Origin of the sequence: Liquorilactobacillus satsumensis DSM 16230 = JCM 12392 (assembly GCF_001435195.1) — a bacterium.
GTDB lineage: Bacteria > Bacillota > Bacilli > Lactobacillales > Lactobacillaceae > Liquorilactobacillus > Liquorilactobacillus satsumensis.
Map to the genome: position 1 here is coordinate 247,486 of NZ_AZFQ01000053.1, position 24,734 is coordinate 272,219.

The 24,734-nt window shown below is 41.0% G+C and carries 22 protein-coding genes, 1 riboswitch and 1 other annotated feature; of the genes, 13 read left to right on the top strand and 9 right to left on the bottom strand.

Features of this window, described 5'->3' with window-relative positions; translation table 11 throughout:
• Position 1: 1 nt before the first annotated feature.
• Entirely contained in the window at positions 2-409 is a 408-nt protein-coding gene (locus FD50_RS10805) for an iron-sulfur cluster biosynthesis family protein (RefSeq protein WP_056961641.1), read from the bottom strand.
• A 108-nt stretch (positions 410-517) separates the two neighbouring features.
• Here FD50_RS10805 and FD50_RS10810 point away from each other — a divergent pair, with 108 nt between their 5' ends.
• The 3 genes from FD50_RS10810 to FD50_RS10820 are packed head-to-tail and all read left to right on the top strand — an operon-like array spanning position 518 to position 2,231.
• Complete coding sequence (locus tag FD50_RS10810) at positions 518-1,243, top strand: SIR2 family NAD-dependent protein deacylase (RefSeq protein ID WP_056961643.1); 726 nt, start codon at positions 518-520, stop codon at positions 1,241-1,243.
• Between the two features lie 17 nt (positions 1,244-1,260).
• Positions 1,261-1,698, top strand: a complete 438-nt coding sequence (locus FD50_RS10815; RefSeq protein ID WP_056961645.1) for a MarR family winged helix-turn-helix transcriptional regulator — start codon at positions 1,261-1,263, stop codon at positions 1,696-1,698.
• The gene (locus FD50_RS10820) at positions 1,695-2,231 is read left to right on the top strand and encodes a GNAT family N-acetyltransferase (protein WP_056961647.1); all 537 of its coding nucleotides are present in this window, start codon (positions 1,695-1,697) and stop codon (positions 2,229-2,231) included. Before FD50_RS10815 ends, FD50_RS10820 begins: the two co-directional genes overlap by 4 nt.
• Before the next feature lie 158 nt (positions 2,232-2,389).
• Here FD50_RS10820 and FD50_RS10825 read toward each other — a convergent pair whose 3' ends face one another.
• Positions 2,390-3,406 (bottom strand): zinc-binding alcohol dehydrogenase family protein, encoded by a 1,017-nt coding sequence (locus tag FD50_RS10825; RefSeq protein WP_056961694.1) that lies wholly within the window; start codon positions 3,404-3,406, stop codon positions 2,390-2,392.
• 167 nt (positions 3,407-3,573) lie between these two features.
• Between FD50_RS10825 and FD50_RS10830 the strand changes: the two genes are divergently transcribed.
• The gene (locus tag FD50_RS10830) at positions 3,574-3,948 is read left to right on the top strand and encodes a winged helix-turn-helix transcriptional regulator (RefSeq protein WP_056961649.1); all 375 of its coding nucleotides are present in this window, start codon (positions 3,574-3,576) and stop codon (positions 3,946-3,948) included.
• Between the two features lie 983 nt (positions 3,949-4,931).
• Here FD50_RS10830 and FD50_RS10835 read toward each other — a convergent pair.
• Positions 4,932-6,002: a 2,3-butanediol dehydrogenase gene (locus tag FD50_RS10835; protein WP_056961651.1), complete on the bottom strand. Its 1,071-nt coding sequence runs from the start codon at positions 6,000-6,002 to the stop codon at positions 4,932-4,934.
• A gap of 256 nt (positions 6,003-6,258) precedes the next feature.
• Positions 6,259-7,254 (bottom strand): UDP-glucose 4-epimerase GalE, encoded by a 996-nt coding sequence (gene galE, locus FD50_RS10840; RefSeq protein ID WP_054757731.1) that lies wholly within the window; start codon positions 7,252-7,254, stop codon positions 6,259-6,261.
• A gap of 322 nt (positions 7,255-7,576) precedes the next feature.
• On the opposite strand from galE, the gene FD50_RS10845 reads away from it, so the two are divergent.
• The 3 genes from FD50_RS10845 (at position 7,577) to FD50_RS10855 (ending at position 12,669) form a co-directional block, all read left to right on the top strand.
• Complete coding sequence (locus FD50_RS10845) at positions 7,577-8,302, top strand: GntR family transcriptional regulator (RefSeq protein WP_054757730.1); 726 nt, start codon at positions 7,577-7,579, stop codon at positions 8,300-8,302.
• Positions 8,303-8,484: 182 nt separating this feature from the next.
• Positions 8,485-10,863 (top strand): phosphoketolase family protein, encoded by a 2,379-nt coding sequence (locus FD50_RS10850; RefSeq protein ID WP_056961653.1) that lies wholly within the window; start codon positions 8,485-8,487, stop codon positions 10,861-10,863.
• A gap of 143 nt (positions 10,864-11,006) precedes the next feature.
• Positions 11,007-11,224 (top strand) — a binding site (T-box leader).
• A gap of 116 nt (positions 11,225-11,340) precedes the next feature.
• Complete coding sequence (locus FD50_RS10855) at positions 11,341-12,669, top strand: amino acid permease (RefSeq protein WP_056961696.1); 1,329 nt, start codon at positions 11,341-11,343, stop codon at positions 12,667-12,669.
• Positions 12,670-12,694: 25 nt separating this feature from the next.
• Here FD50_RS10855 and FD50_RS10860 read toward each other — a convergent pair whose 3' ends face one another.
• Positions 12,695-12,934: a DUF1413 domain-containing protein gene (locus tag FD50_RS10860; protein ID WP_054757729.1), complete on the bottom strand. Its 240-nt coding sequence runs from the start codon at positions 12,932-12,934 to the stop codon at positions 12,695-12,697.
• 142 nt (positions 12,935-13,076) lie between these two features.
• On the opposite strand from FD50_RS10860, the gene FD50_RS10865 reads away from it, so the two are divergent.
• Both FD50_RS10865 and FD50_RS10870 read left to right on the top strand, forming a co-directional pair.
• Entirely contained in the window at positions 13,077-13,679 is a 603-nt protein-coding gene (locus tag FD50_RS10865; RefSeq protein ID WP_054757728.1) for a histidine phosphatase family protein, read from the top strand.
• A gap of 556 nt (positions 13,680-14,235) precedes the next feature.
• The gene (locus FD50_RS10870) at positions 14,236-16,170 is read left to right on the top strand and encodes an N-acetylmuramoyl-L-alanine amidase family protein (protein WP_056961656.1); all 1,935 of its coding nucleotides are present in this window, start codon (positions 14,236-14,238) and stop codon (positions 16,168-16,170) included.
• Positions 16,171-16,465: 295 nt separating this feature from the next.
• Here FD50_RS10870 and FD50_RS10875 read toward each other — a convergent pair whose 3' ends face one another.
• Entirely contained in the window at positions 16,466-17,296 is an 831-nt protein-coding gene (locus FD50_RS10875; protein WP_056961657.1) for a hypothetical protein, read from the bottom strand.
• Between the two features lie 160 nt (positions 17,297-17,456).
• Between FD50_RS10875 and FD50_RS10880 the strand changes: the two genes are divergently transcribed.
• Positions 17,457-18,074: a DedA family protein gene (locus FD50_RS10880; protein WP_054757725.1), complete on the top strand. Its 618-nt coding sequence runs from the start codon at positions 17,457-17,459 to the stop codon at positions 18,072-18,074.
• A gap of 418 nt (positions 18,075-18,492) precedes the next feature.
• On the opposite strand, the gene FD50_RS10885 is transcribed toward FD50_RS10880, so the two are convergent.
• The 3 genes from FD50_RS10885 to FD50_RS10895 all read right to left on the bottom strand — a co-directional run bounded on the left by FD50_RS10885 (position 18,493) and on the right by FD50_RS10895 (position 21,432).
• Positions 18,493-19,668, bottom strand: a complete 1,176-nt coding sequence (locus tag FD50_RS10885; protein ID WP_056961660.1) for an SAM-dependent methyltransferase — start codon at positions 19,666-19,668, stop codon at positions 18,493-18,495.
• A gap of 103 nt (positions 19,669-19,771) precedes the next feature.
• Complete coding sequence (locus FD50_RS10890; RefSeq protein ID WP_056961662.1) at positions 19,772-21,154, bottom strand: TrkH family potassium uptake protein; 1,383 nt, start codon at positions 21,152-21,154, stop codon at positions 19,772-19,774.
• 23 nt (positions 21,155-21,177) lie between these two features.
• Complete coding sequence (locus FD50_RS10895; protein ID WP_054757724.1) at positions 21,178-21,432, bottom strand: hypothetical protein; 255 nt, start codon at positions 21,430-21,432, stop codon at positions 21,178-21,180.
• 339 nt (positions 21,433-21,771) lie between these two features.
• Positions 21,772-21,859, top strand: a riboswitch (TPP riboswitch).
• A 104-nt stretch (positions 21,860-21,963) separates the two neighbouring features.
• Here FD50_RS10895 and FD50_RS10900 point away from each other — a divergent pair.
• Genes FD50_RS10900 through FD50_RS10910 form a run of 3 tightly spaced genes read left to right on the top strand, consistent with a single transcriptional unit; the run spans position 21,964 to position 24,607 of the window.
• Complete coding sequence (locus FD50_RS10900; protein WP_056961664.1) at positions 21,964-22,521, top strand: ECF transporter S component; 558 nt, start codon at positions 21,964-21,966, stop codon at positions 22,519-22,521.
• Complete coding sequence (locus FD50_RS10905) at positions 22,522-23,940, top strand: ATP-binding cassette domain-containing protein (protein WP_056961666.1); 1,419 nt, start codon at positions 22,522-22,524, stop codon at positions 23,938-23,940. It abuts the gene before it with no gap.
• Positions 23,930-24,607: an energy-coupling factor transporter transmembrane component T family protein gene (locus FD50_RS10910; protein ID WP_056961668.1), complete on the top strand. Its 678-nt coding sequence runs from the start codon at positions 23,930-23,932 to the stop codon at positions 24,605-24,607. The genes FD50_RS10905 and FD50_RS10910 overlap by 11 nt, the downstream gene beginning before the upstream one ends.
• Positions 24,608-24,734: the final 127 nt, after the last annotated feature.

Consider the following 24,734-nt stretch of genomic DNA (forward strand, 5'->3'; position numbering starts at 1 on the left):
TTTAGTTTGCAATTTCGTCCATTTTCTCCATTTTAGTAAGAGGTCTTTGCTTTTCAGCCGATAGATCAATGAACGTAACATTACTAGCAATTATCCCTGTGTAATTCCCCGCAAGCAACAATGCACCGAATTTATCAACATCTAATCTGCTCTTTTCATCCAAAAATTCTTTTGAGTATCCTTTTATTAAAAACGGACCAACGTTTGTCTCAAGTGTGGTATCAAAGTCAGTTAAATCAGCAGTTCGGTTGACGACAATTAACTCGAAGTTGATTTCAAGACTACAAGTCGCCTGCACTTTAGAGTAAAGACCAACCCCATCATCAAAGCTCAGTAAAAAATGCAGGTTGTTTTGTGAAAGATATTTTTTCAATTTCTTTTTAGCAGCAGGTGTAACCGTCAAAAACATAAATTATTCCTTCTTTTGTAGTTTAATTTAATAACATAGCACTGTACTATGTATATACATAGTATTTCTATAAATCATGCTTGTCAACTTTTTAGGAGGAGGGTTATTATGCTAATTGCACTAAAAAAATTAACTACTCTGCTTGAACAAGCCCAGCGGACAATCCTAGTTACTGGGGCAGGGATCTCAACTACCTGCGGATATCCAGGACTAGCAGCGATGAATAAAATCGCCCTAACTGATTCTGAGTTTCATGCACCAATTTTAAAGTTATTAACTAATCGATATGCGCAATCCCACCCGCAGGAGTTTTATCGCATGTATCGCAAAACCCATTTTCGGCCGCAAGCTTTGCCAAGTAGCAGCCACTTAGCCCTTGCTCACTTGGAAAAAGCAGGTCTCATAACCGGAATCATCACATTTAATCTGGACTACCTACACACACTGGCAGGTTCAAAAAAAGTTCTCGAATATTGGGGCAGTATTAATGAAAATTTTTGTGTCGCACATCATCATTCTTTTGGGTTAGAATACCTAGTAGAGCATCCTATTCCGCATTGTCCATTTGACGGTTCGCTAATCCTGCCTGTTTTCGTGTTACGTAATATGGTTGCGTTCAAAAAACGTGTAGCGGCAGGCAGAGCCCTCCTCAAAAATGCTGATTTAGTAATTATTTGCGGAACTCAACTTCATCACAATTTTCCTGAGACCGCTGCTAACATTGTAGTCATCAATGATCAGCCTCTCCGGCTGCAGCAAGAACCCGCTTTATTTATTCAAGGAAAGTTAGATTCTGTTTTTGATGCTCTTTTAACCACATTACCCTCAACCTGATGAAAGGAGCCATGTCGATGACTTTAGCAATCGAAAACTGCTTATATTTTGCCAGCAATCGCCTCGCACGAGAAACTGAAAGACTAGCAATTGCAGCTTATAAGCCCACCGGCCTCAGTCCCAGCTATAACTATATCTTAATGACACTAGCTGAAATTGGTCCACTCACATTGCATGAACTTGCTGCTAAAATGGGAATTGCCCCCTCCACGATGTCACGTTTTATTAAAAAAATGGCCGCTGACGGCTTAATCACCAAAAAAAATGGTTGGCGTAAAATTGACCTTGCTCTTTCTGAAAAGGGCAAGCAACTACTGCCGCTCACCTATGCCTGCTTCCAGCAATTAGGAAAAACTGTCACAAGACTTTCCGGGGGACTTGGGCAAAAGGAAAAGACCGTCGCTCAGCTTAACCAACAAGCGGCATTACTTAACAGAAAGAAGGAAAAACAATGACAACGCTCTTCATTAGACAGGCACGCTTACAAGACGTGGATAGCATCACTGCTTTGATTAACTCAGGTAAAAAGCTGCTAGCTGCTGATGGTATTCCGCAATGGCAGGGAAACTATCCTGCAAGTGAGACTATCACAACTGATATTAGCAATCAAAGCACGTATCTACTGCTTGCCGCTGGAAAAATCTCAGGAACGGCCACCTTGCTTCAGACTGCTGAACCGGATTATCATAAAATATACGCGGGCAAATGGCAGACTTCACCTACTAATCCAACCGGTAAATATGCCACAATTCACCGGATCACTGTTGCACCTCAATATCGCGGTCAACATCTCAGTGATTTTTTCTTCAGTAATCTGTTTAGTGAAGCATTTCGTCTAGGATTTCGTGAATTGCGCATTGACACCCATGCTGAGAATACAAGAATGCAGCACATTATTGAAAAAGCCGGTTTTACTTACGCGGGAATTGTCTATCTAAATGATGATCCCCACGATCAACGCAGAGTTTACCAAATTTTTCTGGAATAAAAATCCCCTAATTCTTGAAGTCCCGCCAAGCTTAGACAGGTTGTCAAAGTTTAGGCGGGATTTTTTGGCTGTATCCTTATTCCTGACAGTTCAAACTGAAAAATAGCTCTAACTGTCAGCCTCATTTCAAACAGCAGCGTGGTTTTATCAACTTATGCTTATTGCTTACAGATTACTACCTTACCCATCATATGGTTGGACTCAACTAATTCATGTGCCCTTTTTAAGTTGGCAACATTAAAGGGTGAAAGCTCTTGTGTCACTGTACTTTTAATGATTCCCTGATCTAAAAGTGCAGCCATTTTTTCAAGGATCACATGCTGACTAAGCATGTCAGGTGTTTGATAATATGACTTTGTGTACATCCACTCCCACGCAAATTTCGCACGTTTTTTAGTTAATTTTTTTAGATCAAGTGGTCGTTTATTTTCAGTGATTGCTGCAATTCTGCCGCTGGGTTTAATCAATGCTGCAATTTCAGCCCAATGACCATCAAGATCGCTAAGTCCCAAAATATAATCAACATATTGATAACCTAGATTTCTAACTTCTGTGACTAAATTCTTGCGATGATTAACAGTTTGTTGCGCGCCATGCTGTTTAACCCAACGGATAGTCTCACGCCGAGAAGCACTGGCAATTACTTTTAGGCCTGCCCAATCAGCTAACTGAGTTGCAATGGAACCTACTCCACCAGCCCCATTAATAATCAAAATTGTTTTTGTCCGTTCTTTCGCTGGTCCTTGTGCAATCTCCAACTGTTCAAATAACGCTTCCCACGCTGTTAAAGAAGTAAGTGGAACTGCTGCAGCTTGAGCATCAGTCAACTTCTCAGGTGCATGTCCCACGATACGTTCATCAACCACTTGATACTCACTGTTACTTCCAGGACGTTTAAACGAGCCAGCATAAAAAACACGTTCTCCCGGTTTGAAAAGCGTGACGGCACTACCAATCTCCTTAACAATTCCGACGGCATCCCAGCCAAGTACTTTTGGTTTTTGCAAAACACCATGTCCAGTGCGGCGGACCCCAACATCGACGGGATTAACTGACACTGCGGCAACCTCCACTAATAAATCATGTTCTTGAACCTGTGGCCGCGGTACTTCAAATTCTTGGAGACTGTTTGCTGCAGTTAATGGCAAATGTTCCTTGAAACCGATGACCTTCATTGTCTTCTTCATTCAAATTCCTCCCTGTTAATCTATACAGTTATAGTAGCCCTTCTTAATAATCCTGCAATCGTGAAAAAAATGTTACTAGCAGAGTTTTATTGCTATCACGTTTTTAATTAGAGGTATAATCTATAGTTGAATTACTTTTAGAGGAGAAGATCATAATGAAGAAAAGACAGGTCTATGGTTGCCAGGCAGGTTGTCCTGTGGAGAGTACCTTGCAAATTATTTCTGGCAAGTGGAAAAGTGTGATTCTGTATCACCTCTTCAAGCAAAGGCTTTGCCATTTTGGTGAGTTGCATTCAGCGATCGCAGATTGTTCACGTAGAATGCTTGCCTTACAGTTACGGGAGCTAGAAGATGATGGAATCATCAAGAAAACTATTTTTTCGGAAATACCGCTCAGGACTGATTATACTTTAACGGAATTTGGACAAACTTTACGTCCTGTGGTTGCTTCTTTAGAGCAGTGGGGGATTCAGTATAATCGAAAAAGAAATAGAAGTGCCGACACCCAGTGTTCAACCTTCGTAGACTAAGACCTAAATTACAAAGTAACCCGCTTTTGGTTACGCGTAAGGCAGGCTTAGGCATTAGAGGTTGCTGGGGGAGCACGTTATGAAAGAAGTGCTGACACCCAGCGTTCAGCCGCCATAGACTAAGTCCTGACTTACAAAGTAACCCGCTTTTGGTTACGCGTAAGGCAGGCTTAGGCATCGGCGGTTGCTGATTGGAGCACGTTAATAAGAAGTGCGACACTCACTGGGAGCCTTTGAGCACTAACAACAAATTGCAAAATAGACGGGCTGTGTCTATGCGTAATTTGAGGTTAGGCACAAAAGGCTGGTGATTGGAGCACGTTAATAAGAAGTGCGCAAAAAGGCGGGAGGCCTTGAAGATTAGCGACAGGTAACGAGGGTAACTGCGCTTGTTACCGTTGTTACCTAAGCTAAGCATAAAGGGCTGCCTTTTGGAGCACGTTAATAAAAAGTGCCGACAAACCACCGGGAGGCCTTGAGCACTAGCACTAAATTGCAAAATAGGCGGACTGTGACTATGCGCAATTTTTAGCTAAACGTAAACAGAGCGGGGCTGTGACAGAAGTTAAATTTTGTCACAGCCCCTCTTTTGTTCCGGATAAACGTGTTCCATAAGCCAAAATTCTCCGTCTAACTTCGAATTACTCATAGCAAAGTACTCGCTATGTTCGTAATTTCGAGTTAGCACTCAAAATTTTCCCGACTTATGTCGCACTCTCCTCTTTTATTCTGGATAAACATGTTCCATAAGTCAAAATTCTCCGTCTAACTTCGAATTACTCATAGCAAAGTACTCGCTATGTTCGTAATTTCGGGTTAGCACTCAAATTTTCCCGCCTTATGTCACACTCTCAAGCTCTTTAATTTTATTTTGCACTCTCTAAATTAACGCTTCTAGCAAGCAAATACTGTCCAGCGCAATCAGTTTTGCCCTTAGTTTTTGAAAAATCTCACCAACTGGCAGCATTTTTTCATTTCTACCTCTAGACTTCAGGCGATACCAAAATTTTCACCTGATCTTTTTCAGTCGCTAACGCCTTAATTCCCTTTTCTACGACTGCCGCTAATGGAATTTTTTTGGTAACAATTTTGCTAAAAAGTTCACGATGATTATTAAGAATCCCTAGTACTTCAGGATACGAATTGTTGTAGCATAATGTAGTCACGATATCGACTCCTTGCATAATAACATCGTTTGTCATGTCAACTTTAAGCGGTTTGCCAAAGAGCGCAACAATCTGCAGCGTGCCAGTCCGCTTTGTCAGCTTCAATGCATTTTCAAAGGTTGCTTGAACTCCGGCTGCCTCAAACGAAACATCGACCCCATTGGGACATTCTTTCCGAACTTCCTTTGAAACATCAACCTGATTAGGATTCAAAATTCGTTTCAGCCCCAATTCTTTGGCCTTATTCAAACGCACTTCTGAAACATCAATCACAAAAACATGGTTAGCACCTGCCAATTTCGCTAACACCGCCGTCAATAAGCCAATTGGGCCGGCGCCTTCCACCACAACGTCCTCACCTGCACGCAAGCTGCTTTTCTTGATTGCTTCAAACACTACAGCAGTGGGCTCAGCAAGTGCTCCTAATTCATAAGCTAAACCTTGTGGCATTTTATGGGCAAAAAATTCATCTACGTTAGCATACTCGGCAAACCCGCCATCATCTGAAAAGCCAAGGAAATTGCCGGCACCATCTTTTGCCCTTGCATTATTGCAAAAATTATAAAACCCCTTGCGGCAATTCTCGCATTTTCCACATGCAATCAGTGGCTCCACCGCAACTGCATCGCCTACCTTAAGATCCTTCACTCGATCACCGACCTTAACCACTGTGCCAGCAAATTCATGACCAAGTGTAATCGGTACTGTCTTGCCGGTTAATGGATGCGGAATAGTTGGTAACCCCCATCCCTCTAAATAAGCGTGTAGATCACTGCCACAAATTCCACAATACTTAACCTTAATTTGTACCTGATCATCCTGCGGTTCGGAAAGTGCTACATTCTCGATCCGAACATCTTCTTTTCCGTAAATTCTTGCAGCCTTCACAACAAACATCTCCCTATGTTCAATCTACAATAAATCTATGACACCTAAATGAGTGCGTTTTATGTAATCGTTTACTCGAACTGAGTATAGTTCTCCCCATCTGACTTTTCAAACAATTGAATCAGTTATTTTTCGGTTAGTTTGTGAACGTATTCCTACTAAGCATTAAGCATGCAACAAAAAAACAGAAACCAGCGCAAAAAGCTTTGCTGATTTCTGTTTTTACAGTGTACCTTATTTCGAACACCTTTTTTTATTATTTTTCGTCAAAACCATTGGGATGTGTTTCGTGCCATTTCCAAGCAGTTTCAATGATCTTATGGATATCATCAAATTGCGGTTTCCAGCCTAAGATCTGGCGTGCTTTATCAGAAGCTGCAATCAAAGTATCTGGATCGCCGCCTCGGCGTGGAGCAATCACTGCTGGAATCTCTTTTCCAGTGACCTCACGTGCCGCTTTTAAGATCTCCATATTAGAAAAGCCAGTGGATGACCCTAAGTTAAAGGCTGTACTTTCATGACCTTCGCGCAGATAATTAACAGCTAAAATATGTGCATCTGCGAGATCAAAGGGATGAACATAATCGCGTACATTGGTTCCATCCGGTGTATTGTAGTCATCGCCGAAAATCTGCAATTTCTCACGCTGGCCTGTGGCAACTTGCAAAACAATCGGCAATAAATGTGTCTCAGGGTTATGATCCTCGCCAATACTGCCATCCGGCTTTGCACCAGCAACGTTAAAGTAGCGTAAAGCAACAAATTTAATGCCATTAGCAAGATCTGTCCAATGCATAATTTTTTCCATTGCAAGCTTGCTTTCACCATAAGGATTAATTGGCTTTTGCGGATCAGTTTCTTTAATCGGCATTGTTTCTGGAATACCATAAGTAGCTGCGGTAGAAGAAAAGACAATGCGTTTAACTCCAACTTCACTCATGACTTCCAACAACTTGATCATACCACCAGTATTGTTATCAAAATACTTCAAAGGTTTCTTCATAGATTCGGCTACCAATGAAAATGCCGCAAAATGAATCACAGCGTCAATCGCTGGATTTTCAGCAAAAACCTTCCGCATAAAATCTTGATCGGCAATGTCTCCTTGATAAAACTTTGCATTTTTATTAACAGCTGCGCGGTGACCTGTTACCAAGCTGTCGACTACGACAACCTCTGTTCCTTTTTCAACCAAACGATCAACTGTATGAGAGCCTATGTATCCAGCTCCTCCAAGAACTAAAATTGACATTCTCATTCCTCCTGAGATGTGAACTTGTATTTGAAAAACAATCTCCAAACACCGTTTCATTAGCTTTGTGCTGCAGCATCTGGATTAACAGATTCCAACTATCAAGTTTTTGCACTAAAATCAATAATACAAAAATCTGCTGCATCAACCACCATATTTTAACAGTTATTGCGCTCTTTTTGTCAAATAATTGTTAATTGTAATAGATTATATAGAATTTAAAGCTAATTCAAAGACTCACCGCAGGCTGTTCCCTTATTTTATTGTGTATTTTTTAAAATTGTGCTTAACTAGAATTTAGAAATTAATGAGGGGTATGCGTATGTCAGAGCTAGTATATAAACAGATTATTTCCGATTTGAAACATAAAATCTTCGCTGGGAGTTACCCAGATCTTCGGCTACCAGATGAACGTTCACTCAGCGAAAGCTACAAAGTCAGTCGCAGTTCTGTTAAAAGAGCGCTGAATCGCATGGCTAATGATGGCATGATCTTCAGAAAGCGTGGTGCAGGAACCTTTATTAATCCGCTTTATTTAAAGAATGAATCTGTTTTTAATTATGAAGAAAGCTCCAATTTAGGTGTGACCGATAATTTCAAAATGAACGGCAAACGGCCCAAAACAAAAGTCCTGACCTTTGAAGTGATTAAACCAACAGCTGAATTACGCCGAGATCTCTTTTTACTGCCAGATGACTTTGTCTATCAAATCGTTCGGTTGCGTCTCTTTGAAAAGAAACCCTTCATGATTGAAACCGGCTTTATTCCGATCAAGATTGTTCCAGAATTGACGCGTTCCATTATCAAAAAATCAATCTTCAATTATCTGCAAGAAGTCCATCACCAAGCAGTCACAAAATCGTTCCTTTCAGTTTTTGCAGAACCCTCTACCAAAAAAGATCAGGAACTTTTAAAGCTCGAGCCTAACGAACCCACCGGTGTGATGGAGGGTATCTTTTTCTTAGATGATGGGACTCCATTTGAATTTTCACACATGCGATTCCATTATAAATATTTAAAATTCAATTCCTTCGTCAGTGTGAATTAAATCCGCCACCGAGGCTGCATAAACTTGTCCATTGTATAATAAAAAGGATCCTGTTTTTTTCTTTAAAAATTGGTCCGGTCCAGAAAATAAAAAAGTTGATTTTTAGTAGATAATCCTTATTATTAATAGTGTAGACTATGTCGTTCAATTACAGGTAAACCCAATTAAAGGAGCTTAATATTATGGCTACAAATACAGTAGATTACAATTCACCCGCATACCTTGAAAAGCTTGATGCCTTCTGGCGTGCAGCCAACTATGTTTCTGTTGGTCAATTGTATCTAAAAGACAATCCCCTATTGACTCGTCCTTTAAAATCCAGTGATGTTAAAGTTAAACCAATCGGTCATTGGGGCACAATTGCTGGTCAAAATTTCATCTATGCCCACTTGAATCGTGTTATCAATAAGTACAACTTAAATATGCTGTACGTTGAAGGTCCAGGACACGGTGGTCAAGTAATGGTTTCGAATTCTTATCTTGACGGTAGTTATACTGAAATTTACCCCGAGATTACACAAGATGCCGCAGGAATGAAAAAACTATTTAAGCGTTTTTCTTTCCCAGGTGGGGTGGCTTCCCATGCTGCTCCTGAGACCCCTGGTTCGATTCACGAAGGTGGCGAACTTGGTTATTCTCTTTCGCATGGTGTTGGCGCTATTTTCGACAATCCTGATCTCATTTCAGCGGTCGTTGTTGGCGATGGAGAAGCAGAAACCGGCCCGCTTGCAACTTCTTGGCAATCCAATAAATTTATTAATCCAATTAATGATGGCGCTGCTTTGCCAATTTTAAATCTTAACGGTTTTAAAATTTCTAATCCTACACTCTTGTCACGTCAAAGTGATGCAGAATTGCAGAAATATTTTGAAGGTATGGGCTGGCACCCGCTGTTTGTTGCAGGAGACGACCCGGCAAAGCTGCACCCACAGATGGCTGCAGCCATGGATCAAGCAATTGAGGAAATCAAGGCTATTCAGACCCATGCACGTCAAAATAACGACCCTACGCTACCACAGTGGCCGTTAATCATTTTCCGAGCTCCTAAAGGCTGGACCGGTCCTAAAGAATGGGATCACGAACCCATTGAAAATTCATTCCGCGCTCACCAGATTCCAATTCCAGTCGATCAAAATGACATGCAACACGCTTCTGCATTAGTCGCGTGGCTGAAGAGTTACCATCCAGAAGAACTTTTCACTGCAGCGGGTGCTTTAAAACCTGAAATTGCTGCAATCGCCCCGACTGGTGAACAGCGTATGGCTGCAAATCCGCATACTAACCCCGGCAAGCTGATTAAAGATCTAATCCTGCCTGATTATCGTAAATATGCAGTCGATGTAGCTCAACGCGGAAAAGTCTTTGCACAGGATATGACTGTCTTGGGCAAGTACCTTAAAGATGTGATCGAGCTAAACGAGTCGAATAAGAACTTCCGTTTATTCGGACCAGATGAGACAATGTCAAATCGACTTGCACCGATTTTTGAGGCGACAAAACGCCAATGGCTTGAGCAGATCAAAGAACCGAATGATGAATTCCTTGCAAGTGCAGGAAGAGTGATTGATTCTCAGCTTTCTGAACATCAAGATGAAGGCTGGCTTGAAGGCTATGTCTTAACCGGCAGACATGGTATCTTTGCCAGTTACGAAGCTTTCTTGCGCGTGGTTGATTCAATGCTGACACAACATTTCAAGTGGTTGCGTAAAGCAACTGACCAGCCTTGGCGCAGCGACATTCCTTCTTTGAACTTAATTGCTTCTTCAACTGTTTTTCAGCAAGATCATAACGGTTATACTCACCAAGATCCTGGTATTTTGGGACACTTAGCCGACAAAAAACCGGCGTTCATCCGCGAATATTTACCTGCTGATGCTAACACGCTGCTTGCAGTTGCTGACAAAGTGCTTAATGACCGCCAAAAGATCAACTTGATTGTGAGTTCAAAACACCCACGGCAACAATTCTATTCAGCTGCAGAAGCAAAAGAATTAGTTGATAATGGTCTAAAAATCATTGATTGGGCTTCAAGTGACCAACATGAAGAGCCTGATGTTGTCTTAGCGGCCGCAGGAACAGAACCCAACTTAGAGAGCTTAGCCGCAATTCAATTATTACACCAGGCTGCGCCAGAGTTGAAAATCCGCTTTATTAATGTCGTTGATCTGTTGAAACTCCGCAGCCAAAAATATGATCCACGTGGTTTGAGTGATCCAGAATTCGACGCTTTCTTTACTAAAGACAAACCTGTGATCTTTGCTTTTCATGGATATGAAGGTTTGATTCGCGACCTCTTCTTTGACCGCCATAATCATAACCTACACGTTCACGGCTACCGTGAAAATGGTGATATTACTACACCATTTGACATGCGTGTCTTAAATCAAATGGATCGCTTTGACCTTGTTAAGTCAATCATTCTTAGCTTACCTGCTGCCGAGAAATATGGTCAGCTCATCGCAAAAATGGATGCTGTGATTGCTAAACATCACCAATATATTCGCGATGAAGGCACTGATTTGCCTGAAGTTGAAGCATGGAAATGGGAAGGCCTTCACTAACCCTAAAAATTGACCCAGCCAAACTAGTTAGCAACGCACTCGCCTGCTTCTTTCACAAAGTTGGCTGAAGGTGTCAAACTGCGCCAATTCAAAAATATTTGCTGATTACCTTGAAATGCCCATAATTTTCATTTATGATGAGAGAATAAACAAAGAGAAAGACACGTGTTTGAAGTTATTTTTTAAGAGAGGCTGGGGTTGGTGTAAACCGGCTATAAATTATTCAAGCATACTACTTTCAAGTGCAATTTGAGTAGTTTAACAAAACGAAATGGTTGTCGGTGAGAATCGTTATTAATTTAAAGTGTAATCGAGTATGTTGATTAAAAATGGGTGGTACCACGCTACAAGCGCCCCTGAATTTAAAAATTCAGGGACGCTTTTTTATTTCTTTAATTGCTACTTGTCTGATTTCGAAGGGAGAAAGTGAAGTTGAAACAAAAAAGAAAATTAAACCGCGGGCTATCGTCGCGACACATGCAGATGATTGCCCTTGGTGGAACTATTGGTGTCGGACTTTTCATGGGGTCAACTGCCACAATTAAGTGGACAGGCCCATCTGTCCTACTTGCATATGCTCTTGCCGGCCTGATTTTGTATCTGGTAATGCGCGCCCTAGGGGAAATGCTCTATGTTGATCCCAGCACCGCTTCGTTTGCTAAATTTGCTACAGAATATATCCATCCGCTTGCAGGTTATCTGACGGCCTGGAGTAATATTTTTCAGTATCTAGTTGTGGGAATCAGTGAAGTTATCGCAGTCGGTCAATATCTAAATTATTGGTGGCCTGGAATTCCTGGGTGGATTTCCGGAACAGTTATTGTCGTGACCCTCTGTATTGCTAATCTTGTCTCTGTCAGGGCTTATGGAGAACTTGAATCTTGGTTTTCATTGATCAAAGTTGTTACCATTATTTTTATGCTGATCCTTGGGGCCTTAGTAATTCTTTTAGGGGTTGGAAATCATGGTCATCCATTAGGTTTTGCAAATCTTTGGTCTCACGGCGGTTTCTTTACTGGTGGTTTTAAGGGATTTGTCTTTTCACTTTCAATTGTGATCGCATCCTATCAAGGGATAGAAGTTATTGGGATCACTGCGGGTGAAGCTCGGGACCCTCAAACTACCATTGTTAAATCTATTAAATCAATTGTTGCACGGATTTTAATCTTCTATATCGGAGCAATTTTTGTGATTGTTACAATTTATCCTTGGAATCAATTAGCGCAAGTTGGTTCGCCCTTTGTTGAAACCTTTGCGCGTGTTGGAATTACAGCCGCTGCCAGCATCATTAATTTTGTCCTGGTAACTGCAGCAATGTCTGGTTGCAATTCTGGAATTTTCAGTTCTAGTCGCATGCTCTACAGTCTCGGACTCAAAAAAGAAATCTCGGATAAATTCGTCAAATTATCACGTCATGGAGTCCCGATTTTGCCGGTTTTGACAATTTCGATTGGTATCTTTTGCGGGATGCTCCTCAACGAGATTCTACCGTTTTTTATTAAAAGTAGCTCTAACATTTTTGTTTTCGTCTATAGTTCCAGCGTTCTTCCCGGAATGGTTCCTTGGTTCGTTATTTTGCTAAGTCAACTGAAGTTCAGAAAGTTGCATCAAGCTGAATTGCAAGACCATCCCTTTAAACTGCCCTTGTATCCTTACAGCAACTATTTTGCCTTACTTGCTTTACTAGTTACATTAGTCTTTATGTTTCTTAATCCTGAAACTCGTATTTCGGTATTGATTGGTTTTGTTTTCTTAATTGTTATGACCTTGATTTACTGGATAACACGAAAAAAACAAACAGTCTAAAGCATCTTGAAAAAGATCTTATAATTTACACTTTACGATAACAACTTCGCTGCTTACGATCTTTAGTCGCCAATAATCGCAGCGTTGGATAATGTCCAGCGAGAACTTCTCTGCGAAAAAGGTTACCTGCTTGTACACGTGTGCCGATATAGAGTTGCTGCCAGTCCGCTTCACCATATAATTCTGGTAAAGAAAACTGGCTCTCACTAGGTTGCTTTTTCAGTTGTTCTTCAATCCTTGTAAAAATTGCTTTCATTTCTTGCATCTTGTTCCCCTCCTAAAAGTGATTATTTACCAGCTAATTTATTATTTATTTTTAGGATACACCTGCTGTGAAAAAAAGGATTTGCTTTTGCTCTAAGGATTGCTTATCCTAAAAACAACAGAAATTTTACTGGAGGTCCATCATGACAACTCTCTATATTATCCGTCACGGTCAAAGCGAAGCAAACGCTGCTGGAATCTTGCAAGGTAGTCAAATCGACACGCCGTTGACTGCTAAAGGCCGCCAACAGGCTTTGACAGTCCGTCAAAAATTGGCAGCCACTACCGCAATTCACTTTGATCTGGTCTTCGCTAGTCCACTTTTACGTGCGGCTCAAACAGCTCAACTCATTGCGCCGCATGCAACAACCATCTTCGATTCCCGCTTGCGTGAATTTGACTATGGTGACTGGGATGGGCAACTTGAAGCCGATATCCATCGAAAATACTCAGAATTTTTCGATGATCAATTCAACCTGCTTCCTGGTTCCGAAAAACTTTCGCATGGTGAAGATTTTCAAACTGTAACTGCACGGCTTGACAGCTTCTTCACTGAACTTGCACAAACATATCCACAACAGACACTCCTAGTTGCGAGCCATGGGTTCACTATCAAGTTAATGTTGAATGCTGTCCTAGGCATCAATCATCTGACCAGTCTCAATGAACCTTTAAATGCTGGATTAACTAAGATTAGCCTTTCTCCAACTAGCCGCACGCTTTTGTTCTTCAACCAAACTCTTTAAAGATCGTACAATCAGAGAGTGTGACATAAGTCGGTAAAATTTGAGTAATTCGAGGTTAGACGAAAAATTTTGACTTATGGACCACGTTTATCCGGAATAATTAAAAGAGCTAGACTAAAACTTCACTTTTGGTCCAGCCCTTTTTTATTTTACATTTTAACGATTACTGCTCTCAGCACTCTCTGAATGCCTAAGCCAGCATTACGTGTAACCAAACCCAGGTTACTTTGTAATGCTGGACTTAGTCTACGGAAGCTAAACGCAGGGTGTCGGCACTTCTTTAATTAACAGTTAAGTTATTTGCCCGTTCACAGCGCATTATGCTATCATGCAGTTAAGTAACTGTCATAATCCTAGTACGTGGAATTTCACGTGTAAAATTTTATGTAATGACCCTTAATATTGTTTTTTCAGTCTTTTCTATCCCCTCCAGTTGATTTCAAAATTGCCAAGCAACTGTTTTGGAATCCCTCAAAATGATCTTACTTAAACGCCAAATAACATAACTTAAAGTCCAGTGTTCAGTAAAATGCACGTAAGAAGGGAAGTTAATTTGATGCCGTTGTTCCGCAAGAAATCACTCAGACATAGAGGAGTTGAACGTCCTTCAATTTTGTTTGCAACTGCTTTTTCTCTCTTGCTAGCTACTGCTTACTTAGGAGCTCACGCTGATAATTCCGACCTTGTCAGCGACTCAACTACAAGTTCTAACAACAGCCTTTCAAGTTCTACAAACAGTAGCTCTGCAACAGATATCAGCAGCAGTTCACACTCAAATTCCCAAACAACTAGCACTGCGACTTCAGAAACCAGTAGTTCTGCAACTTCAAAAAATTCTGCCGAACAAGCAAAACAAACAACTAGTACGACTACTAGTACTGTCAGTTCTAATTCAGCTACTTCGGCCAAAAGTGATGCTGCTAAAACCTCAAGTGCAGATACAACTTATGCTTCAAGTACAAGTTCAAGTGCAAACTCCAGCAGTTCGGATACTAGTAGTACCAAGGAGAAGACAACTAAAGACACAACCAGTTCAGCTACAAACTCGTCATCTATCACGAGCACAAGTTCCAGCACAGTGATCCCTCAAAGTACAGCAGTTGCCAGCAGCCCTCTTTCTTCAGCAAAAACAAGCTCCGAAAATACTGTTAGCCAATCTGTTAAAAAGGTTTCTTCTGCTTCTGCCGTCTCTGCGATCTCGCCTGATACAGCTGCTTCTACAAGCTCTACACATGAAGCTACAACAAATTCAATCCCTGCAACAGGCTTTTGGAATTTGCTGAATAATACAGCCGAACCTGAAAAAAAGCCGTCACAACAACAGACCGAAACCGTCGCCGAAAATTTGGTAACTGTCATTGAAAATAAAGTTGTGACTAAAAATACCCAAGTAGATTATCTTAATCAAATGCGCGCTAAGGGTGTGCTTAAGTCCGATCATTCCTGGACCATCCATGACAGTTCTCAAAAAATCAACGCAGCACTGCAGCAAGCACAGTCTACCATTGAACTTTTTTTCAGATTTACTGTCAACAACAACTGGTTCCATGGGATTACAACCAGAATTATCAAAGAAGAAGCTGTTCCTGAGGAAAATGCTGAAAGCTTGAATAGTAACGAAGAAGAATACGCCCAAAACACATCTGGTTATCAAATTCAAAAGCCTAAGCGGTCTGCCTTAACTATTCCAGGAAAGATTGAAAGTTTTATTACCACGATTAGCGGTCAAGTTCCCGCATACGCCGTTCAAGCTAAAATTGCTAATCAGACTTACCGACTGAATGGCCTTACCGGGCAAAAACAAAGTGGCTGGCAAACAACCCAAGGTGCAACTCAGTATTATAACTCACAAGGGCAACAACTGACTGGATTGCAAAAAATTGGCAATTCCACCTATTACTTTTCACAAGCTGGTTCCTTACAAAGGGGGATGAGAAAGTTGCGTAATGATTGGTATTTCTTCGACAAGAAGAGCGGCATAATGCAAACTGGTTTTCATTCCCTTACCCCTGAGCAGGTTGTCTACCTTGATGAAAATGGAAAGTTGCAGTATGGTCTCAAAAAAATTGGTGGCCACTTGTATCTTTTTGATAAGCACAGTGGCGTTATGCAAACCGGATTTCAGTACCTTAAACTTCAAAGAAAGACTGTCTACTTTAACAAACAGGGACAAATGCAGTTCGGATCACACCAGATTGATGGTCAGTGGTACCTCTTTGATAACACAACGGGAGCCCTAAAAACCGGTCTGCGTTATCTCCCTGATACCCAAAAAGTTGCTTATTTTAATGCAGCGGGACAGATGCAGTATGGGTGTCAGAAGATTAACGGCAAATGGTATTATTTCGACAAGCAAACAGGTGCAATGAAAACCGGTTTTCAATATTCGCCTGCAACAAAATTACTTGTATACTATAACAGAGCTGGTCAAAGAACTCATACATTGCAAAAACAAGCAGGAAAATGGCTGGTAGCGCACTCACAGACTTAGATACAGCAGACGCAATCGCAATGCCGACAACCAGTGTCCAACTAACTGCCTTGGACTGAATAATTTTTCTGTAATCAAACAAAGAGAGTATGCCATAAGTCGGTAAAATTTGAGTAATTCGAGGTTAGACGAAAAATTTTGACTTATGGAACACGTTTATCCGGAATAAGTAAAGGAGCTAGACTAAAATTTCACTTTTGGTCCAGCCCCTTATTTTTTAGATTATCCAAACTAAATTTGTTTTCTTTTTTTAAACACTGCTTCAGCATACAATTAACGATGCATCCACCAATACCTATTTGAATTCGCGGGCGATTTCACGCACACTGACATTTTGCTCCCGTGCTCTAGTAATGACCTCGCGCACATCCCGATCAGTAAATGCTTTAGAATCAACACCTTCATGGTCCAAATCCCGACGTGCTTGCTGTAACTGTTTTTTAGTGATTTTACCAACAGCCGAGGTGACTCCGCTACTTGTTGTCCCCTGACTTCTTGGTAAAAGTGTATTTTCGTCAGTGTCGGAGCTTGAACTGTCAGCTCCTGTGACATGATATCCCAGTGCTGCTAAGACTCGATCGTTACTGCTTTGCAGCTTCTTTGCTTTTTTTCGAATCTCATCATAATAATGCTGATCAATATTACCGTAGCCCAAGATAACCGCTAATTTAGTATTAGAAGCCGTATACTCATAATTAGTCGCTAAAATCTTAGCTCGTTGATAATTTTTTTCAAAAATGTCAAGTTCATGCAGAACTTCCTTTAGCTCAGTTTCGTTAGAGGCCGCCCTTCTCACCAGTGTTTGTGAGCCATTCTCAACTTGAGTGACCTCATGAAACAGCTGCCGTGCACGTGTGTAACTTCCCTTTTTAACCCATTTCAAGCCGGCACGATATTTAACGACCTGGGTCAAGTGTGCATTAGCTGCTTTATCGTTGGGCTTTTTTTTCAAAGCATCACGAAAATGATTCTCTGCTTGCATGTACTTAGAGCTTTCAATTGCTTTTTCACCCGCATTAAAAGCCCCACGATAATACTGCGCAGTTTCAACATGTTTTGTATAACCGTAGCCAATGAAAATGACTGCAATAATCAAAGTAACAATCAGCCATGCTTTCCTGCCCATTTACCGATCCCCCGCTTTCGTGTCTATCAGATGATATTATACCATTTTTTAGTAATTAAAAAGTTAATTTCTCAACTGGAGCAGATAGTTTTTCCATTATATTTGACCCTTCTATCTCCAGTTGGGTACAATTAGCAAAACGAATCTTTAGGAGGACAAGATGAATACAGCGACATTAACCGACCTCATCAATCAATATGGCTATTTTGGAATTGCCGCTTTAATTGCACTTGAAAATATTTTTCCCCCGATTCCTTCAGAAGTAATTCTCACATTTTCAGGTTTTATTACGCTTTCAAGCCGGCTAAGTGTCATCGGAACAATCATTGCTGCAACGATTGGTGCCGTAATCGGTGCACTTGTTCTCTATGCCCTTGGGCGTCTACTCTCTGCCAAACGCCTTGAAAGACTCCTCGCAGGTAGAACCGGTAAATTGCTACATTTAAAATCCAGTGACGTAGCGCGTGCAGCCGCTTTTTTCAAACGTCATGGTGGGCAAGCTGTCTTTTTTGGCCGCTTCATTCCCCTGATTCGCAGCTTAATTTCTCTTCCTGCCGGAATGTCTGGCTATCCTCTTGGACGGTTTCTGCTCTTTTCAACTTTAGGGACCCTCATCTGGAACACTGTGTTGATTCTAGTTGGCCGCCTTGCAGGACATGCCTGGCCGCATATTGTTACAACAATCGAAGGCTATGGCAAATTACTACTATTAATAGTTTTGCTCGTGGCAGTTCTGGCGTTTTGGTGGTATCACCGCCAGAAACGTAAGAAAGTATAACTCAACGCAGCAAAAGAAAACAATAAGTTATATCGGTAAAATTTGCAGCTTAATTCGCACTTGCAACCAAACTTTGGTCTTGACGATGCGTCATGCGGAATTATTCGCAAAATTTTGACTTATGGAACACGTTTATGCAGAATAACTAGAAAAAGAGTGTGACATAAGTCGGGAAAATTTGAGTACTAACTCGAAATTACGAACATAGCGAGTACTTTGCTATGAGTAATTGGAAAGTCAGACGGAAGATTTTGACTTATGGAACACGTTTATCCGGAATAAAAGAGGGACTTTGACAAAATTTAACTTTTGTCAAAGCCCCCAATCTCTTAGTCTTATTTTTTAAGCTCCACATTAAGCGTTTAATTACCCAGTCTTGAGCTATTGGTCGCTACTTGCCTGCTTAAGGCTTTTTGTTTTACTTAGTATAAATATAATCACGCGTTTTAGGCAGATTTTTGCCGCTTGGTCCTTTAGAGATTAAATACTGAATTACGTCAATATTCCCGGCTTCAAAAGAAGCTGCACATGCTTGCAAATACAGATCCCACATGCGAATAAATTTACGATCTTTGCTCTCTGAAATTTTAGCAATGTTTTGCTTAAAATTTCGCTCCCAAATCTCTAGTGTGCGTTGATAATGACGCCGCAAAGTCTCTAAATCAAAGACCTGCATTCCGGCAGCTACAATGTGTTCCAAATTCTCAGTCATTCCTGGAATGTATCCACCTGGGAAAATGTATTGATTGATCCAGCCATTATAGGCTCCACCTTGTTGTCTTGTAATGCCATGAATCAGCGCTACTCCATCGTCGCTGAGATAATCAGCTACCGTTTGGAAATAAGTTTCCAGATTATCTTCACCAACATGTTCAAACATTCCGACACTCGTAATATAGTCAAAAGGTCCGTGCTTTAACTCACGATAATCTTCAAGATATACGTGTGCATGAGCTTCGAGTCCCTCATCCTTAATTCGTTGTTGTACGAATTTGTACTGTTCCTCACTTAAGGTAATTCCTGAGACATCTAATCCATATTCTTTTGCAGCAGTCAGCATCAATGTCCCCCAGCCACAGCCAATGTCTAACAACGTCTTGCCGGGTTGCGGATGGAGTTTTTTAATAATATGATGTACCTTATTCAACTGAGCTTGCTCAAGCGTGTCGTTTTCACTTTCAAAATAGGCACAAGAATAGGTCATCGTGGGATCAAGCCACAACCGATAAAATTCATTTCCTAAATCATAATGGCTTTGCACATCATCTTTGCTGTGACGCTCTGAATGAGATTGTTTAGGCAAAAAATGTTTTAATTTACTGTTGTAGAAGAAACTGTCATGCGCTTCATACGCTGATTTAACCAGTCTTTGAATTGAGCCTTCAATCTGGATTCTACCATCCATATAAGCTTCCCCCAAAGCAATTGAAGCATTCCGTAAGAGATCTTTTATGGGGACTGCCTCTTTGAATGTAATTGTTACCTCAGGTTCACCCTGTCCGTATTCCTCGCTTGTTCCATCCCAGTAATTAATTCTGACGGGAATATTAAATGATTTACTTAACATCTTCTTGTAAAAAATCTTATCAAGCATTGCAAAACGTCATCTGCCTTTCACTCTCTTAATTAACGAATATTAACATTTTAACACTTTTTAACTTTTGCTGTTTTCTTAAAGCACTTCTCTAAAGTTAACATTATCCGATAATAACCTGTTCTACCGGATACATATAATTAGCTTCCTGCTCCTTTTTAGAAATAAACAACATTAACATATACAACATTCCAACACGCCCAATAAACATCAATACAATAATTACAATCTTTCCCACTACACTAAGTGATCCGGTAATTCCCAAAGACAGTCCCGTTGTTCCAAAAGCCGACGCAACTTCAAAAATCAAGGCTGTCAAAGATTGCTTTTCTGTTGCAGCAAGGAGCAACACTGCAAGGCCACACAAAAGCAAGGAAAGATTAACCACAACAACTGCTTTTTGAATATCGTCATGCCCAATCCGCCGCCCAAAAATGTTGACATCCTTTCTTCCCCGAATAAAAGAATATAGATACAATAAAAGAATCCCAATTGTCGTTGTCCGTACTCCGCCGCCAACTGAGCTGGGACTTGCCCCAATGAACATCAGCAATGAAAAAAGCAACAATGTTACGGGACGAAAATCAGTCAAAGCATCCAACTGCAACCCGGCATTACGTGTCGAGGCACTATAGAATAAAGCCGTCATAACTTTTTCACTCAGTGGTTGGCTTGCAAATTTTCCCTGCAGTTCTGCTAGAAAGATGAGCACCGCACCTAAGACAAAAAAGAGTGCCGCAAAGAAAACTGCGAGTTTAACAAACAGGGAAAACTGAAATCTTCCACTTTTTTTGGTATTAAACCTAAATAAAAACCATTCACGCAATTCTGCTAAAACTGGGAAGCCAATCCCACCCACAATAATCAATACAATGACAAAAAATAAAAACAGGTAATCATGGCGATATGGATGCAGCGAACTACCAGTTATGTCAAACCCGGCATTGGTCACTGCAGTAATAGATGTATAGAAGCCCTCAAAAAGTGCTTCTTTAAAATTTAAAAAATCACTTTTTAGGTAGAAATATCCTGCAAAAATAATTCCAAAAAATAGTTGCAAAGCCATCATTAATCCAAAAACAGAATAGACCAAGCGGACAGTTCCACTTAGCCTAGGCTGATTCATATCTACCTGAATTAACTGTCGTTGGTGCAATGATATCCGCCGTCTGGTGAAGATCATCCCCACCGTTGCCAACATCGTGACACCTAAACCACCGACCTGAAATAAAATTTCCAATAAAACAACGCCATAATTATTATAGACTTCATTAATTGGGACAGTTGTAAGCCCCGTTACACTAACCGTTGAAACCGCCATAAAAAATGTATCCAAAGGGGAAGAAACTCCCGCAGGATTGCGAAAAAAGGGAAGACTTAACAATGCAAAAGTAATGATAATCAACCCAAAATACGCACACACAATTAATTGAATTGGGGTTGTATTTTCACGAACCTTTAGCCAAGCTCGGCTGATACTCTTCATTGCTATAATCTTCCTTTAATCTATTATTTAACTAACTTTAGCTTCGAATAACTGATCACAACTTTTTGTTTCAATTCTTGCGCAGTACTCGATTGACTATACTCTTTGTCAAAATCAATGATTGCAGAGTTTTTGAGCTGTTTTTTAATAATTCCCTTAAAGTGATGCCTGTTAAAGACAAAAGCAACGTGCCTACTCTTTTTGAATGGTTCTCCAAGGATGCTGACCTCGATCACTTGCTTGTCCCTAGCTCCTCTGCTCTTTGGTGCCTCACTCATAAGCTCTCCTCCTTAAAAATACCCCCGATACAACCTTCACTGCAGTCTTGATCCAAAAAGCGCCGACAGACCTCTAATCTCTGCCGGCAGACTACATTAGTATTATACCGCTAATTATCATTTAATACTAATCAAAAAGAAGGCCCGTCACCTTTGGCTATCAAACTTGTATCATGCTGATAGCTTTAAGCTCAGTGACAACTAATTCTACAAGTTCAAGCGTTCAACCTATTAACTTAACCACCGCTTGGATTACTTTTAACAGCAGACCTTTTCCAAATAATGATAACGGTTTACTTTTCCGCCTATCTTTGCTAGACTTAAATCGTTATTAATAAGATATTCAAGCTGGGGTGCCTTTTGGCTGAGAATTACCCATCGACCTGATCTGGACAATGCCAGCGGAGGGAGCTTAACATGATTAATAGTACCTTTTTGATCAAACGTAAGCTGCCATCATTCTCATTGAGTATGGTGGCTTTTTTATACCAAACCGACCCTTTTTGTTTATCAAAAAAGGAGAGCTTTAACATGCAAACTATTGGAAAAAAGAATAAATGGTCATTACGCGATGTTATTTTTCTTGCTATCATTGCCATTTTCTTTGGAATTATTTATCAAGTTTGGAGCTACGCGTATTATGCGTTAGCGGCCACACCATTGAAGCCTTATGCAAATGACCTGACCTTGGGAGTTTGGATTATGGCCGGTCCACTAGCAGGCATTTTGCTTAAAAAAATTGGGGCTACTGTAATCGGCGAACTGCTTGCAGCAGCCGTTGAAATGCTTCTTTTTTCAAGCTGGGGTGCCGCAACTTTGATCTCTGGATTTATTCAAGGAATTGGTAATGAGTTAGGTTTTGCTGCCACTGGCTATAAAAATTGGGATAAGACCGGATTGCTCTTTTCAACAATCGGAGCAACAATTGTGACCTTTATCTGGGATTGGTTTCAGAGTGGTTACAGTGCATACCATGTTAGTCTCTTGCTGACACTCCTTGTCATTCGTTTTATCTCAATCGGTTTCTTTGCGGGAGTACTAGTTTACTGGATTAAACAATTAGTTGAAAAAACTGGACTGATGAGCTAAATGACACAATTAACGATCGCTGCTTTGAGTTTTTCATATTCGCAGCAGCAACCTGCACTTTTTAACAATTTAGATTTCAAGCTTGAACCTGGCAGTTTTAATTTGCTTGTTGGGCCTTCTGGAAGCGGTAAATCGACGCTCTTCAAATTAATGGCGGGTCTGTATCCCCAATACGGTGGCTATAAAACAAACGGGGCAGTCTTACTAAACGGCCAAGATGTCAGCACAGTTGTTCCTTTTGCACGTGCACGTAAAATTGCGCTGCTTTTTCAAAACCCAAGTAGGCAATTTGCCATGCGCACTGTGGAGGAACAGCTTGTTTTTGTGTTAGAAAATCTGCAATTTTCACAACAACAGATTACCACACGCATTAATGCGGTCCTAGAGGAATTAAACTTGACTCCCTTCAAAAAAAGAGAGCTGTTGACACTCTCTGGCGGCGAGCAGCAACGTGTGGCACTAGCAGCCGTGCTAGCAATGGACAGTGAAATTATTCTGCTAGATGAACCCTTTGCCAATGTCGATGCTCATGGAAGAGCAACGTTATTACAGGAGCTGCTTAAATTACAACAAAATCAGCATAAAACAATCATGCTTTCTGACCATGAGTTAACCGGGTATGCTGGAATTGCTGAGCATGTATATCAATTAAAAACGCCGACCTCTAGGCTTGAAAAATTGCCTTTGAGTATCTTGCAGACGCTTCCCACCGAAAAAAAGGTAACTACCGACCCGCAGATTTTTAATCAAGGACAGCTTTCGTGGGAAAAGCTTTCGCTTGCAACCGGAGAACGCTTACTCTTAAAAGATAGTACTTGCAGGCTGCCACAAGGACGGCTGGGCCTTCTTTCTGGTGATAACGGAGTCGGAAAATCTACTTTTTTTGCATCTCTAGGTCAGCAAAAAAAGTATACTGGTACCATCTATTATCACGGAAAAAATGCTGCACGCGTGCGTAGGCGCAAGTGGGCCAAAACGGTTGCAAATATTTTTCAAAATAGCACCGATCAATTTATTAAGCTGCATGTTAATGAAGAACTTGAACTCTCACGTAAAAACACATTGTGGCCACAATATTGGACCGTTACTAGAATTAATGCTGCACTCACAGCTTTGCAACTTGCTCATTTAAAAGACCACGTCTGCTACCAGCTTTCGGGCGGCCAGCAAAAAAAACTGCAAGTCCTTTCAATGTTAATCATGGGCCAGCCTGTCTTGCTTTTCGACGAACCTTTCGCGGGTCTTGATGCACAATCATTGCACACACTGCTGACTTTAATCAAAGACACAGTCACTACACTTGGACTAAGTGGCTTGATAATTTCACATCAACGTCTTGGAGTGACTGAGTTCATGGATTATGAACTTCATTTTGCGAATCAAACGCTCCAGCTTGCAGGTGACTCTGATGAAAAATAAAAAAAGACTAAATGCTACTATTCTCGCTCTTATTATGCTAGGAATCGGATTACAGCTCACCTTTTCACAGAGTGTAATCTTGAATATCGTTGTCTGCATCTGTGGGCTGAGTTATCTCATATATTGCCGCGTTTCTTTCAGACTTTTACTCCTTACATTCCTGATTGCATTTCCATTGGCTCTAGGAAGTTGGTGGTCATTTCTCGTGTTTGGCACCGGAGATCGCTGGCACAATGCCTGGATCTATGGAACTCGTGTCTACGCGTACTTAACCTTAGGAACAGCAGTTACCCTCACTGTTTCAGTTAAAGAACTGCTATTAAGCCTCTCACTGCACCTCAAGCTTTCTGCGACATTCGTGTACGGCCTATTAGCCTCCTTTAACCTTTTAGAGCGGATTCGGCTGCAATTCAAACGGATTCAATATTCGGCCCGCATGCGTGGTAAAAATTACTACCCATGGCAACCATCGCTTTACCTGCGTGTAATCATTGTGGCACTTAATTGGTCTGGCGATTTAGCTGAAGCAATGACTTCCCAAGGCTTTTCAGAAGGCTATCCTCGCAGCACTACCTTTACTGACCGCTTGCCACGCTGGCAATGGGGCTTGTGCTTTTTTCTCATCATCAGCTTTTTTGGAGCTGCTTTTATCTTACGTCCATGGTAAAAAAGCAGGTAGCTTAGTAAATTATCACTCAGAGCTTAATAGTTAAAAGTGCGCTGCAGCGGTATAAATAAAGAGAGTGTGACATAAGTCGGGAAAATTTGAGTACTAACTCGAAATTGCGAACATA

Bases quoted from the DNA above. Each gene is read 5' to 3' on its own strand.
- FD50_RS10805 (WP_056961641.1), bottom strand. From the start codon at position 409: ATGTTTTTGACGGTTACACCTGCTGCTAAAAAGAAATTGAAAAAATAT.
- FD50_RS10810 (WP_056961643.1), top strand. From the start codon at position 518: ATGCTAATTGCACTAAAAAAATTAACTACTCTGCTTGAACAAGCCCAG.
- FD50_RS10815 (WP_056961645.1), top strand. From the start codon at position 1,261: ATGACTTTAGCAATCGAAAACTGCTTATATTTTGCCAGCAATCGCCTC.
- FD50_RS10820 (WP_056961647.1), top strand. From the start codon at position 1,695: ATGACAACGCTCTTCATTAGACAGGCACGCTTACAAGACGTGGATAGC.
- FD50_RS10825 (WP_056961694.1), bottom strand. From the start codon at position 3,406: ATGAAGGTCATCGGTTTCAAGGAACATTTGCCATTAACTGCAGCAAAC.
- FD50_RS10830 (WP_056961649.1), top strand. From the start codon at position 3,574: ATGAAGAAAAGACAGGTCTATGGTTGCCAGGCAGGTTGTCCTGTGGAG.
- galE (WP_054757731.1), bottom strand. From the start codon at position 7,254: ATGTCAATTTTAGTTCTTGGAGGAGCTGGATACATAGGCTCTCATACA.
- FD50_RS10845 (WP_054757730.1), top strand. From the start codon at position 7,577: ATGTCAGAGCTAGTATATAAACAGATTATTTCCGATTTGAAACATAAA.
- FD50_RS10850 (WP_056961653.1), top strand. From the start codon at position 8,485: ATGGCTACAAATACAGTAGATTACAATTCACCCGCATACCTTGAAAAG.
- FD50_RS10855 (WP_056961696.1), top strand. From the start codon at position 11,341: ATGCAGATGATTGCCCTTGGTGGAACTATTGGTGTCGGACTTTTCATG.
- FD50_RS10860 (WP_054757729.1), bottom strand. From the start codon at position 12,934: ATGCAAGAAATGAAAGCAATTTTTACAAGGATTGAAGAACAACTGAAA.
- FD50_RS10865 (WP_054757728.1), top strand. From the start codon at position 13,077: ATGACAACTCTCTATATTATCCGTCACGGTCAAAGCGAAGCAAACGCT.
- FD50_RS10870 (WP_056961656.1), top strand. From the start codon at position 14,236: ATGCCGTTGTTCCGCAAGAAATCACTCAGACATAGAGGAGTTGAACGT.
- FD50_RS10875 (WP_056961657.1), bottom strand. From the start codon at position 17,296: ATGGGCAGGAAAGCATGGCTGATTGTTACTTTGATTATTGCAGTCATT.
- FD50_RS10880 (WP_054757725.1), top strand. From the start codon at position 17,457: ATGAATACAGCGACATTAACCGACCTCATCAATCAATATGGCTATTTT.
- FD50_RS10885 (WP_056961660.1), bottom strand. From the start codon at position 19,668: ATGCTTGATAAGATTTTTTACAAGAAGATGTTAAGTAAATCATTTAAT.
- FD50_RS10890 (WP_056961662.1), bottom strand. From the start codon at position 21,154: ATGAAGAGTATCAGCCGAGCTTGGCTAAAGGTTCGTGAAAATACAACC.
- FD50_RS10895 (WP_054757724.1), bottom strand. From the start codon at position 21,432: ATGAGTGAGGCACCAAAGAGCAGAGGAGCTAGGGACAAGCAAGTGATC.
- FD50_RS10900 (WP_056961664.1), top strand. From the start codon at position 21,964: ATGCAAACTATTGGAAAAAAGAATAAATGGTCATTACGCGATGTTATT.
- FD50_RS10905 (WP_056961666.1), top strand. From the start codon at position 22,522: ATGACACAATTAACGATCGCTGCTTTGAGTTTTTCATATTCGCAGCAG.
- FD50_RS10910 (WP_056961668.1), top strand. From the start codon at position 23,930: ATGAAAAATAAAAAAAGACTAAATGCTACTATTCTCGCTCTTATTATG.